The organism is Agrobacterium sp. B1(2019), assembly GCF_008274755.1.
In the GTDB taxonomy this organism is placed as follows: domain Bacteria; phylum Pseudomonadota; class Alphaproteobacteria; order Rhizobiales; family Rhizobiaceae; genus Agrobacterium; species Agrobacterium salinitolerans.
The window spans coordinates 66,849-79,339 of sequence record NZ_VTPB01000003.1 but is presented as its reverse complement, the minus strand read 5'-3'; the positions used below and the strand labels follow the sequence as shown (position 1 = coordinate 79,339).

Annotated in this window: 13 protein-coding genes; 8 read left to right on the top strand and 5 right to left on the bottom strand. The window is 59.4% G+C overall.

The features are described from left to right. The first annotated feature begins 120 nt into the window (after positions 1-120). From AGR1_RS20710 to AGR1_RS20675, 8 genes are all read left to right on the top strand, one after another. On the top strand, positions 121-1,098 hold the full coding sequence (locus AGR1_RS20710) for a substrate-binding domain-containing protein (RefSeq protein WP_080793446.1): 978 nt from the start codon (positions 121-123) through the stop codon (positions 1,096-1,098). A gap of 117 nt (positions 1,099-1,215) precedes the next feature. Continuing rightward, entirely contained in the window at positions 1,216-2,706 is a 1,491-nt protein-coding gene (locus AGR1_RS20705; protein ID WP_149148081.1) for a sugar ABC transporter ATP-binding protein, read from the top strand. Then, positions 2,699-3,715, top strand: a complete 1,017-nt coding sequence (locus tag AGR1_RS20700; RefSeq protein ID WP_080793444.1) for an ABC transporter permease — start codon at positions 2,699-2,701, stop codon at positions 3,713-3,715. The genes AGR1_RS20705 and AGR1_RS20700 overlap by 8 nt, the downstream gene beginning before the upstream one ends. After that, positions 3,712-4,707, top strand: a complete 996-nt coding sequence (locus AGR1_RS20695) for an ABC transporter permease (RefSeq protein ID WP_137411101.1) — start codon at positions 3,712-3,714, stop codon at positions 4,705-4,707. Before AGR1_RS20700 ends, AGR1_RS20695 begins: the two co-directional genes overlap by 4 nt. A gap of 1 nt (position 4,708) precedes the next feature. Next, the gene (locus AGR1_RS20690; RefSeq protein WP_080793440.1) at positions 4,709-5,557 is read left to right on the top strand and encodes a sugar phosphate isomerase/epimerase; all 849 of its coding nucleotides are present in this window, start codon (positions 4,709-4,711) and stop codon (positions 5,555-5,557) included. Positions 5,558-5,583: 26 nt separating this feature from the next. Continuing rightward, a complete protein-coding gene (locus AGR1_RS20685) occupies positions 5,584-6,249 on the top strand; it encodes a nucleoside triphosphate hydrolase (protein WP_149148080.1) in 666 nt (221 codons plus the stop codon). 66 nt (positions 6,250-6,315) lie between these two features. After that, a complete protein-coding gene (locus AGR1_RS20680; protein ID WP_080793435.1) occupies positions 6,316-7,185 on the top strand; it encodes a sugar phosphate isomerase/epimerase family protein in 870 nt (289 codons plus the stop codon). 159 nt (positions 7,186-7,344) lie between these two features. Beyond that, positions 7,345-8,340 carry a hypothetical protein gene (locus AGR1_RS20675; RefSeq protein WP_149148079.1) on the top strand — a complete coding sequence of 332 codons (996 nt, stop codon included), beginning with the start codon at positions 7,345-7,347 and terminating at the stop codon, positions 8,338-8,340. Between the two features lie 14 nt (positions 8,341-8,354). Here the strand turns inward: AGR1_RS20675 and ehuA are convergent, their stop codons facing one another. The 5 genes from ehuA to doeB all read right to left on the bottom strand — a co-directional run bounded on the left by ehuA (position 8,355) and on the right by doeB (position 12,488). Further along, on the bottom strand, positions 8,355-9,134 hold the full coding sequence (gene ehuA / locus AGR1_RS20670; RefSeq protein WP_149148078.1) for an ectoine/hydroxyectoine ABC transporter ATP-binding protein EhuA: 780 nt from the start codon (positions 9,132-9,134) through the stop codon (positions 8,355-8,357). Continuing rightward, positions 9,131-9,823, bottom strand: coding sequence for an ectoine/hydroxyectoine ABC transporter permease subunit EhuD (gene ehuD / locus AGR1_RS20665; RefSeq protein WP_080793428.1), 693 nt, complete (start codon positions 9,821-9,823; stop codon positions 9,131-9,133). The genes ehuA and ehuD overlap by 4 nt, the downstream gene beginning before the upstream one ends. A gap of 12 nt (positions 9,824-9,835) precedes the next feature. Next, positions 9,836-10,501, bottom strand: coding sequence for an ectoine/hydroxyectoine ABC transporter permease subunit EhuC (gene ehuC, locus AGR1_RS20660; RefSeq protein ID WP_137411096.1), 666 nt, complete (start codon positions 10,499-10,501; stop codon positions 9,836-9,838). Positions 10,502-10,561: 60 nt separating this feature from the next. Beyond that, positions 10,562-11,413, bottom strand: coding sequence for an ectoine/hydroxyectoine ABC transporter substrate-binding protein EhuB (gene ehuB, locus AGR1_RS20655; protein WP_149148077.1), 852 nt, complete (start codon positions 11,411-11,413; stop codon positions 10,562-10,564). A 61-nt stretch (positions 11,414-11,474) separates the two neighbouring features. Continuing rightward, positions 11,475-12,488: a N(2)-acetyl-L-2,4-diaminobutanoate deacetylase DoeB gene (gene doeB / locus AGR1_RS20650; RefSeq protein ID WP_077983851.1), complete on the bottom strand. Its 1,014-nt coding sequence runs from the start codon at positions 12,486-12,488 to the stop codon at positions 11,475-11,477. Positions 12,489-12,491: the final 3 nt, after the last annotated feature.

The following is a 12,491-nucleotide window of genomic DNA, read 5'->3' as shown; positions in this document are numbered from 1 at the left end:
TGGTTGCTGTGGGAGCGGCAAGGGAGAGTCTCGAATAAGCGAGATGAGAAATTTTGAACGCGCCAGATGAAAAAATGGTCGCGGCGGGTTTCGTTTGCCGATTTTTTGAGGAGGAACATTATGAAGAAGATTATTTGTGCAGCGGTCGGTCTGTCGCTCGCGCTGCTCTCGTCCGCCGCCTTTGCCGAAGGGCCGAAGGTGGGCGTTGTCGTGAAGATCGGCGGTATTCCGTGGTTCAACGCCATGGAGGCCGGTATCAAGGAGCAGAGCAAGAAGCTCGGCGTTGACGGCTTCATGGTCGGCCCGACCAGTGCCGACCCGGCGCTGCAGGTTCGCGCCATCGAGGACCTGATCGCCCAAAAAGTCGATTTTATCGGTGTCGTGCCGAATGATGCAAAGGTGCTGGAGCCTGTGCTGAAAAAGGCCCAGGCCGCCGGTATCAAAGTCATCACCCATGAATCGCCCAAGCAGCTTGGCGCTGACTGGGATTTCGAACTCGCTTCCGCCAAGGGTTTCGGCGAAGCGCATGGCAAGCTTCTGGCGGAAAAGATGGGCGGCAAGGGTTCCTATGCCGTGTTCGTCGGCTCGCTCACTGTTCCGCTTCATAATGCCTGGGCCGATGCCGCCATCGCCTACATCAAGGCCAATTATCCGGACATGAAGCTCGTCGGTGACCGCTACGGTGTCGCCGAAGATCTCGACAAAAGCCGTTCGACCGCGCTTGACCTGATGTCCGCCAATGCTGACCTGAGTGGTTTCCTCGCCTTCGGTTCGCAGGGGCCGATCGGTGCCGGCCGCGCCGTTGAAGAGCGGCGCAAGGATGGCAAGGTCTTCGTCATCGGGCCGTTCTCACCGGGGCAGGGCGCAAAGCTCATCAAATCAGGCGCGCTGACGGGGGGCTTCATGTGGAACCCGAAACAGGCCGGTGAGGTCTTCATCACGCTTGCCGACCGTATCGCCAAGGGCGAGACACCCAAGGCCGGCGACAATATCGAAGGTCTCGGTACCATCAATCCCGAAGGTAACACCATCGTCGTCGACCAGCTTTTGAAGATCGATAAGGAAAGCATCGACAAGCTCGTTTCCATGGGCCTCTGATCCTCCCCAAGGCCAAGGGCGTCGCGCGGGTGCGATACGCGCGCGACGCCTCAGCTGGAAAACATGCCGAGCGCCACGTCTGCAATGCTTTCGCGGCGGAAGGAGATTTACGCTATCATGAGCGCAGAACCGCTCCTGTCCTTCAAAAATGTCAAAGTCACCTTTGGCGGCGTCCGCGCGCTGAAGGGTGTTTCTTTCGAGGTCAATCCGGGGGAAGTGCATTGCCTTGCCGGCGAAAACGGCTGTGGCAAAAGCACGCTGATCAAGGTCATAACAGGCGTTTATACGCCCGAAAGCGACGCCGAACTCTATTTCGACGGCAAGCCGATAGCCGCGATGAACCCGACGCTTGCGCAATCGCTTGGCATTCAGGTGATCTGGCAGGATCTGGCGCTGTTCGATGAAATGACCGTGGCTGAAAATATCGGCTTCCAGTACGCGGTGAATGGAAAATACGGGCTGGTCGACAAACGTGCCATCGAACAGGCGGCCGAAAAGGCGCTGGCCCGGCTCGGCGTCGAGATCGACCTTGATAAGCCGCTCAGGGAACTGCCCATTGCCCAGCGTCAGATCGTGGCGATTGCCCGCGCGCTGGTCGGGGAAGCGCGGCTCGTTTTCATGGATGAACCGACCGCGTCGCTCACGCAGTCGGAAACAGATTATCTGATCGACATCGTCCGCAACCTGTCGGCCTCGGGTGTGGCGGTCGTCTTCGTCTCGCACCGCCTTGCGGAAGTGCTGGAAATTTCAGACCGCATCACGGTGCTGCGGGATGGATCGCTTGTCGGTGTCTTTCCCGTTGAAGGCATGACCCAGTCGCGGGTGACCGAGCTTATGACCGGGCGCAATTTCGACAGCGCCGTCATTGCCGCCGATCATGATGACATGCCCGTCGTTCTTTCCGTGCGCGGGCTGAGCCGTGCCGGCGAGTTCGAGGATGTTTCGTTCGATCTGCGGCGGGGAGAAACGCTCGGCATAACCGGTCTTCTGGGAGCCGGCCGCACGGAACTGGCCTTGACCCTGTTCGGCATGCATCGGGCGCAGTCGGGTGAAATCCTCATCGATGGAAAGAAGGTGGATTTTCATTCCAACCGCGATGCGATCCGGGCGGGCGTCGCCTATCTTTCCGAAGACCGGCTTTCGCTTGGTCTGAACCAGCCGCAATCCATCGCCGACAATCTCGTCATGGCCTCGCTCGACCGCTTGTTGAGCGGCGGCCTGATATCACCGTCAAAAAAGGCGGATGTCGTTTCTCGCTGGATTTCGGCGCTCGGCGTCAAGATCGGCCTGTCGGAAGATCCGATCCGCACGCTTTCGGGCGGCAACCAGCAGCGTGTGGCGATTGCCAAATGGCTGGCCATCGGCCCGAAAATCCTCATCCTCGATGCGCCGACGGTGGGGGTCGATGTCGGCGCCCGCGCCGGTATCTTCGAAATCGTCCGCAAGCTTGCCGCAGAAGGTCTCTCGATCATCGTGATCTCCGACGAAGCGCCGGAAGTTTATTTCAATACAGACAGGGTCATCCACATGGTCGAAGGCCGGTTCCACGCCACCTATGATCCGCGATGCCTGTCGCTTGCCGAACTGGAGGCCGCCATCTATGCGTAGGCTCATCCTCGGACATACGACCGAATTCACCCTGCTTGTGGTCATGGTGCTGCTCTGCACGGGACTGTCCTTTGCAACCGACCGTTTTCTCACCATCTCCAATGCCTTCGACGTGCTGAATGTCTCGGCGGTCAACATCATCTTCGCGGTTGGCCTGCTCGTGGTGCTGATCTCCGGTGGTATTGACATCTCCTTCGCAGTCGCGGCCTCCGTCGTCCAATATGTGACGGTGCTGGCGCTCAATGCGCTCGGCGGCGGAAACTGGGCGGAAGGTTTTATCATTGCCGGTGCGGTCGGCCTTAGTCTCGGTTTCGTCAACGCCTTCCTCGTCTGGCGGCTGAACATCATCTCAATCGTCGCGACCATCTCCACCTTCAACATCTTCTTCGGGCTGTTGATGTTCTTCACCAAGGGCGTGTCGATCTACGACCTGCCGGAATGGCTGTCGACGCGGGTGGTATTTTATGAGCGTGAAATGTCCGATGGTTCCTGGGTAGAGCTGACGCTGCCAGTCGTTGCGATGATCCTCTGCTGCCTCGCCACCTGGTTCATGATGTCGCGCACCACTGTCGGTCGCAAACTCTATGCCTTCGGCGATAACCCGGAAGGCGCACGTCGCTTCGGCATCAATATCGGCGCCATGCACTACATTTCCTTTGGCTGGCTCGGCCTGATGGCGGGCATCGCCGGGCTCATGCAGGCGCATTACGCACAGGAAGTGGTGCCGAACGCGCTTTATGGCCGCGAGTTGGATGTTCTGGCGGCCACCGTGCTCGGCGGCGCGCGGCTCGGCGGCGGCAAGGGCTCGGTCATCGGCTGTGTGCTCGGCGTGCTGATGGTGTCGATTACCCAGAACGGCCTCAACCTGATGGGCGTTTCTCCCTTTGCCTTCAAGATGATCGTGGGCGCCATCATTCTCGTCGCCATCACGCTCTCTTCCACCCGCTTCGACAAGCTGCTGCCGCGTACCCTTCGCACATCCACGAAAAAGGGGAGCGCCCAGCGATGAACAGTCTCATTCGGAAATTCAACGCAATTTTGGGTGCCGACATGGCCGGGCCGGTGATTGCCTTCATCGCGGTTGTGCTCATCTTCGGTCTGTTTGCCGATAACTTCCTTTCGCTCGCGACATTCGGGTCGGTCGCCTTCCAATTGCCGGAACTCGGCCTGCTCACGCTGGCGATGCTGCTGCCGCTTCTGACAGGCGGCATCAATCTGTCTGTCACCTTCGCCGCCAATCTGTCAGGTCTTGCCGCAGCCTGGGTATTGCAGGCCCATGGCGGGGTGGGTGCGCCGCCGAGTGCATTCCTGTTCGCCTGCCTTGCCGCACTTGTCACCGGCGGTGCTGCCGGCGCGATGACGGGGGCGGCAATCGCTTATACCCGGGCGCACCCCATTCTGGTGACGTTGTCGATGATGATCTTTCTGCGCGGCCTTGGCGAGTTTCTCACCCGTGGAGGAGACGTTTCCGGTTTCCCCGCTTATATGGCGCCGCTCGGTCACGGCACGCTTCTCGGCCTGCCGGTCCCGCTTCTGATTTTCATCGTCTGCGTCGGGCTCTGGCATGTGCTGCTGACGCGCACCAAGCTTGGTTTCGGCCTGTTGATGATCGGCTCGAACATCGAATCCGCGCGCTATTCGGGGCTTAATACGCGCAAGATCCAGGTTCTCGTCTACACGCTCTCGGGCCTGATGTGCGCGGTTGCCGGCATCATCATGCTTGCCCGTTTCAACTCCGTGCGTGTTGGCCACGGGGAATCCTATCTGCTGATCACGGTGCTGGCGGCATTCCTCGGCGGCATCAATCCGTTCGGCGGTTTCGGTCGGGTGCTGCCGGTTTTCGTCGCGCTCATTGTTCTCCAACTCCTGTCGTCGGGCCTCAATCTTCTCGGCGCCAACCAGCATCTGGCAACGGCGCTCTGGGGTGTGCTGATGATTGTCGTCATGGCGGCGCGCGGCCTGTTTTCAAGCTACTTCGCATTTCTCAGAAAGAAGGTATGACGTGAAAGGCTTCGGTGTTCACGCAATGATGTGGTCTCTGAAATGGGACCACGAAAACGCCAGACGGTCCATCGCCGCTGCTGCGGATTACGGGCAGGATTTCATCGAGATTCCGCTTATCGATATCCCCTCCGTCGATGCAAAACACACGCGCGCCCTGCTGGAGAAGTACCGCCTGCGCGCCGTCTGTTCGCTGGTGCTGCCGGAGCCCGCCTGGGCGTCCGTGCGTCCCGATGCGGCAATCGACCATCTGAATGCCGCGCTCGACAAGGCCGCCGATATGGGGGCGGAGGCGCTGACGGGGGTCACCTATGGCGGCACCAATGAGCGAACCGGATTTCCGCCGACACAGGGTGAATATGACAATGTGACAAGGGCGCTTTCGCGGGCTGCCGGTCACGCAAAAACGCTCGGCCTGCAATTCGGCATCGAGACCGTGAATCGCTACGAAAATCATCTGCTCAATTCCGCCGAGCAGGCGGTGGCGCTGGTGGAGCGCATCGGTGCGGACAACGTCTTTATCCATCTCGATACCTTCCACATGAACATGGAGGAAAAGGGTATCGCCAACGGCATTATCGCCGCCCGCAACCATCTGAAATACATGCATATGTCGGAAAGCGACCGCGGCACACCGGGCTGCGGCAATGTTGCCTGGGACGAGGTCTTTTCGGCGCTCGCAGCCATCGGCTTCAAGGGCGTGCTGACGCTTGAAAGCTTCGCCGCGATGCCCAGGGAGATGGCCGGTGCGATTTCCACCTGGCGGCCAGTTGCGCCCAGCGCCGATGAGGTTCTCGACAAGGGCCTGGCATTCCTGCGCGACAAGGCAAACCAGTACCGCATTTTCTGAAAGCACTCATTATCGGGGCAAGCACCTTGAGTAAAATTGACGATAATGCCCGCGAGATTGCGGGCCTTGCCCTCCAGCGACTGGAAGGGTCAAAGGGCCGGCGTGTGATGATTGCGATTGCCGGTGCGCCAGGATCGGGAAAATCAACCATTGCCGAATGCGTGGTCGATGCGTTGAACGCAGGCGAAGGCGTATCGGCCGCACTGTTTCCGATGGATGGCTTTCATTATGACGATGCCGTTCTGGAAGAGATGAAGCGCCGTCCCTTCAAGGGCGCCATCGATACGTTCGATGCCCACGGCCTGCGCCACATGCTTGAACGCCTGAAGGCTAATGAAGACGATGTCATTGCCGTCCCCGTCTTTGACCGCGCCATCGAAATCGCCCGCGCCGGTGGCCGCCTGATCCCGCAATCCGTCGATATCATCGTCTGCGAAGGCAATTATCTCCTCGCCGGCCAGTCGCCATGGGATCGCCTCAAGCCCATCTTCGATCTCACGATTTTCGTTGATGTCGACGAAGACGATCTGCGTGCGCGGCTGAGAGACCGCTGGCGAATCTTCGGTCTCGGCGAGGACGAGATCAACCGGAAGGTGGAGGAAAACGATCTCCCCAACGGCCGCTTCATCACGTCCACAAGCACGGAGCCGGATATTCGCATCGGAAATCCGGGAAGCGGTCCCGCGTCCTGAACCTGCCTGAAGGGCTGCGCCTCCCTATCCAAAGTCAAGCGAAACAGAAAAGCGAAAGAGACCCCCATGAAACACGGCATCTATTACTCCTACTGGGAACATGAGTGGAGCGCCAAATTCGGCCCCTATATCGAGAAGGTCGCCAAGCTCGGTTTCGATATCATCGAAGTCGCCGCCCACCACATCAATGAATACAGCGACGCCGAACTCGCCGTCATCAGGCAGAGCGCGAAGGATAACGGCATCATCCTCACCGCCGGCATCGGCCCCTCGAAAACGAAGAACCTGTCGTCTGAGGATGCTGCGGTTCGCGCAGCCGGCAAGGCGTTCTTTGAACGCACCCTGTCCAATGTCGCCAAGCTCGACATCCACACCATCGGCGGCGCGCTGCATTCCTATTGGCCAATCGACTATTCGCAGCCGGTCGACAAGGCGGGCGATTATGCGCGCGGCGTCGAAGGCATTCACAGCATCGCCGATTTCGCCAATGATCTCGGCATTAACCTGTGCATCGAAGTCCTCAACCGCTTCGAAAACCACGTTCTCAACACGGCGGCCGAAGGCGTTGCCTTCGTCAAGGATGTTGGCAAGAACAACGTGAAAGTCATGCTGGACACCTTCCACATGAATATCGAGGAAGACAGTTTTGGCGAGGCCATCCGCACGGCTGGCCCGTTGCTGGGGCATTTTCATACCGGTGAGAGCAATCGCCGCGTACCGGGCAAGGGCAGGATGCCCTGGCACGAAATTGGTCTGGCCCTTCGCGATATCAATTACACCGGTGCTGTTGTCATGGAGCCTTTCGTCAAGACTGGCGGCACGATCGGCTCTGATATCAAGGTGTGGCGCGATCTTAGCGGCGGCGCCGACCTGGCGAAAATGGACGAGGATGCCCGCAATGCCCTGGCATTTTCCCGTTTCGTGCTTGGCGGCTGATGGCTGATAAGCGCATTGACCGGGCGGCGGCTATCTGTCGCCCGGGCAGCCACTGCTATGTTCGCCCGCAATCGCCGAGTTGAAAAGACAACCGCTTGTGGGCTAAAGCACTGATGTCTCTTCGGGATCAAAGCGATCCGCCCAAGACCATTGGTTTGCATGATCCCTGTCGCACTCCCGTCCGTCGAAGCGTTGCTTCTCCTTGCCTTCTTGCTCATCACGACCCTCATATGGATCGCCTGGACGCTCTCGCTGTTCGTGCAATATGTGGCAGGCCGCTGGAAACGTCCGATGATCCTGCCCTATGGGCTGGTAACCACCGTCGCGCTTTTCACCCTCTTTCGGTTCGGTGATTTTTATCTCCAGATGCGCGCCTATGACAAAGAGAGGACGGCAAGCCATCGGCCGGAACTGCTCGAGCCGGCGCGCCTTGGCCAGATCGATATGCCCAAGGGCACCAAACTCGAACTGGCCATTGCCAACGACAGGGAAGCCTTCGACCGGGCCGTGTTTCCGCATCCGGTGCGGGTGGCGGATATCGATGCCGTCGAAATCGCCCGTTATATTGCGATAAAAACCAACGAGAATTATGAAACGGTGGGCTTTACCCCGCAGACCATGCGGATCACCGGCAACGGCGTGACCACCCAGAATGGCTGGCGCTGCGACGCGACGCAACCGGTGGAATTCGATCTTTCGCCCGATGGCGGCATCTCCGCTTTCAGCAACTGCACTCTTTCGGATGGCAATGTTGTCGACGGCATCACTCTGCCGAAAGGCACGTCCCTGCGTGCCTCCACCGGCAATGTCTATATTGATGGCTTTGTCGATTCCGATCGATGGGTTCTCGATACGGCTCAGGACCATACCATTCACATCGACAGTTTCGATCTTTCCGAGGCGACGCTTGCCCTTGATGGCGAGCGAAAACTCCACGAGATCAAAAGAGGAGTCCTGTCAAACGACGCAACGCTCGGGACGCTTCACCATGCCGCCGGAACCAGTATTCGCTACAATCCCCGGCATCTTCGCAACGACTATCCCGGCGCGTGGTTTATAATTCCGCCTCCGCCCGCTGCCGATGCTCCACCGGTGCCGTTGCACGATATCGTGCAGGGCAGGGACGGAAAGGTTCTGTCCAGCCCTGCCGAGTGACGGCACTATAGAATTCACCGTAAGACGGAGGCGAGAAATTCGCGTGTGCGGTCTTCTTTCGGCTGGCCGAAAATCTCGTCCGGTTTTCCCTGTTCGCAGATGCGGCCCTTGTCGAAGAAGCAGACGCGGTCGGAGACTTCCCGGGCAAAGCGCATTTCGTGGGTGACGAGAAGCATCGTCAGGTCATGCTCATGGGCCAGATCGCGGATGACAGACAGCACTTCGCCGACCAGTTGCGGGTCCAGCGCCGAGGTCGGTTCATCGAAAAGCAGGACACGCGGACGCATGGCAAGCGAGCGGGCAATGGCGACGCGCTGCTGTTGCCCGCCGGAAAGCTGCACCGGATAATGATCCTTCTTATCCGCAAGCCCGACCATCTTCAGCAATTCGATTGCGCGCGCCTCCGCCTCTGCGCGGCTGATGCCCAGAACCCGCACCGGCGCCTCCACGATATTGCGAAGGACGGTCATATGGGGAAAGAGATTGAAGCTCTGGAACACCATGCCGACGTGATTGCGGATCTGGCGAAGGTGTTTTTCCGAGGCCTTGAAAGGTCCTTTGCCGCCCGGCTCCTGGTAGGACATGTCCGCAAGCGTCAGTCTTCCCTCCTGGAACGGCTCCAGCGTCATGAGAATGCGCAGGACCGTTGATTTGCCGGAGCCGGACGGACCGATGAGGGTGACTTTTTCGCCCTTCGCGACGCTGAAATTGAACCGGTCGAGCACCGTCAGAATGCCGAAGCGTTTCGTGACATCGGAAAATTCGATCAGAGGCCGATTGGTGTTGTTGGTCATCGCAAGGGTATTCCTGCTTTTGGAAGCGCCCTTTGCAGGCGGCTGAGGCCTGCCGAGCAGATTATGGTCAGAAGGAGGAAGATCAGGCCGACAAGGGTCAGCGGCACCAGATATTCGAAGGTGCGCTCGCCGATCATGTTGGCAAGCCCCATCATTTCTAGAACGGTGACGACGGAAAGCACCGGCGTTTCCTTGATCATGGCGACGAGGTAGTTGCCCATGGCCGGAACGATGCGCGGAATGGCCTGCGGGATGATGATATCCCTGTAGGTCTGCATGTGTGTGAGATTAAGCGCCGTCGCCGCCTCCCACTGGCCGTGATGCACCGCCTCTATCCCGCCGCGATAGACTTCGGACGTATAGGCGGCATATTGCAGGCCGAGCGCCAGCGCGCCGGTGAGAAATGCCGGCAGGACAATGCCGAAATCCGGAAGCACGTAATAGAGGAAGAACAGCTGCACCAGAAGCGGCGTATCGCGCAGGAACTCGACAATCAGCGCGGTTGGCCAAGAGATCATTTTCACCTGGCTGCGGCGTAGCAGTGCAAAGACGAGCCCCAGAACCAGCGCGATGGCAAAGCCGGCGGCGGCGGCCTTCAGCGTCACCGTGAGCCCGATCAGAATGATGGGCAGGATGGAGGTCGTGTAGGTGAGCCAGGTGGTCGTATCCCATTCGTAACCATACATCATGAGCAGATATCCTTACGAATGGCGCGTGCGCGGGAAGACGTTGCCGCGCCGCACGAAGCGTTCGATCACCCGGATGACGACCATCAGGATCAGCGACATCGCGAAATAACAAAGCAGCGTAATCGAATAGATGCTGGCGCTATCGAGCGTCAGGTTGCGGATCGACTGCGCGGCAAAAGTGAGATCGGCAATCGAGATCAACGACACGAGCGATGAAAGCTTCAGCGTTTCGATGGCGAGATTGCCGAAGGCCGGCATCATCTCGACAACGGCCTGCGGCAGCGAGATGCGAAACAGCGTCTGCATCCGCGTGAAGTTCAGCGCGCGTGCGGCCTCCAGCTGCTGCACCGAGACGGAGGACAGCGCGCCGCGAACAATTTCCGCGCCGTAGCCTCCGGCATGGGCGGCAAGCACCAGCACCCCCGTCGTGATCGGATCGAAGCTCAACCCGACCAGCGGCAGGGCGTAATAGAACCAGAAAAGCTGCACCAGCAGCGAGGTGCCGCGGAACACTTCCGTATAACAGAGCGCGATTGCCGACAGGATCGGTCCACCCTCGACGCGCAGGATGCCGAAGAAAAAGGCGAGCACCGTGCCGACGGCAAGGGCTGCGAGCGTAATCGTCATCGTGACGACCGCGCCTTGCCATAACATCGGCAGATAGGCAGTCATGTCCATCTGGAGATTTCCCGAATTCCCGAGGAACGGCGCCCGGTTATGCCCGGGCGCCGGCTGGCATTATTTGCCGGCGCAGAGATCGGCGACCTTCTTTTCGGCCGCTGCCGCAATACTCTGTTCGGACAGGCCGTATTTGGTGAGGATTTTTTTGTAGTCGTCCGTCTTGCGGAATTCCACGAGCGCCGCGTTGAAGGCGTCACGCAGCTCCTTGTCTTCCGGGCGGAAAGCGAAACCGCCGTAATTGCGCACCGGCGCATCCTTCACGACCGGATCGGTGAAAGGCGTCACCTGCTCGACGTTCGCCGGACCCTTGGCGAGTTCCGAAACCGTCAGTTCGGTGGCCGCATAGGCGTCGACTCGGCTCTGCACGGTGGGAATAGCGTCGGCATTGGCAGGGATGAACACGATCTGCTCTTCCTTGACACCGACTGCGCGCAGGAAATCGACGTTGTTTGCGCCGGAAACAACGGCGACCTTCAATGAGGGGTCCTTGGCGATATCGGCGTAGGTGGTAAGCTTTTTCGGATTGCCTTTCTTCACCAGTAGTCCTTCGCCATAGGACGAGTTCGGTTCGGTGAAGGCGACCTGCTTGCAGCGCTCCGGCGAGATGTTCTGTTCGGCGGCCGCAAAATCGAAGCGACGGGCTTTGAGGCCGGGGATCAGCGTGCCGAAGGGCGTCACCGTCCAGTTGACCTCTTCGATACCCATCGATTTCAGAACCGCATTGGCCACATCCGGGCCGATGCCGGCGGAGGTGCCGTCTGGCTGCATGTAGGAATAGGGCACTTCATTGGCCGTGGCGGCGCGGATATAGCCTTGGCTTTTGACTTCTTCGACGGTGAGCGCGCTGGCTGACGTCACGCCGATGGTGAGAGCGAGGGCGGAAAGTCCGGCTAGTCTGATCATACGCATGTTCTTACTCCTCTGGTTGGGTTGCGTGGTCCGTTTTCGGATCTCACGATGTTTCTAGTGACTAGGTATTCTCCGTGACCGTGGCGATGACGGAAAGGCAGTCTCCGGCCTTGATGAGGCCGGGAACGTGGCGTGCGGCAAGCACGCCACTGAGGGAGGCGCGATAATCGACCGGTGCAAGGCCGGTTTTGCCGATCGGATAAACCCGGGCGATTGTCTCACCCGCCGTGACCGCGTCTCCCAGATCGCAGACGAAGACAACGAGTCCGTCGTCTTCAGCAAAGGTGAAGCAGTCGCTGGAGGGCATATCCAGCCAACGGCTTTTTGCGAGAACGGGTGAACCGGCCAAAATGCCCGTGTGGCGCAGCAGATTGACGATGCCTTTCCGCGCGATATCGATCGATTTCGCGCTTGCCGTGCCCGCGCCGCCCAGCTCCGTTGTGACAAAGACCTTGCCCAACTCCTCGACGGTCGTGTCCAGCATGCCAACGGCGTCGATTTCGAGCATCCTCATTGAATAGGGGGCGGCAAAAGCCGCCACCGCTTCAAAACACCGGCCCTCCTGCGTCTTGTCGGGCAATTCGTGAGCCGCCGCGTATGGCAGGAAATCAAGTGTCCTGCCGCCGGAATGGAAATCGAGAACGATATCCGCAAGCGGTATCAGATGGCGGGTCACGTAATCGGCGATCTTCTCCGTCACCGTGCCGTCAGGGCGGCCGGGAAAACTGCGATTGAGGTTTCCCCGGTCGATGGGTGAGGTGCGTGTGCCTGCGCGGAAAGCCGGGTAGTTGAGCGCCGGCACGATGATGATACGGCCCTTCACTTCGGCCGGATCGAGCGTGTGGGCGAGTTCGAAGAGTGCTGCCGGTCCCTCATATTCGTCGCCATGGTTTGCGCCGGTCAGAAGCGCCGTTGGCCCTTCGCCATTGGCGATCACGCAGATCGGGATCATCACCGAGCCCCACGCGCTGTCATCGCGGCTGTATGGCAGCCGGAGATGACCGTGTTGCACGCCCTTGGCGTCAAAATCGACGGAGGGCGTGATCGGTGAGGGGCGAAGCGCGGTGCTCAACATCGT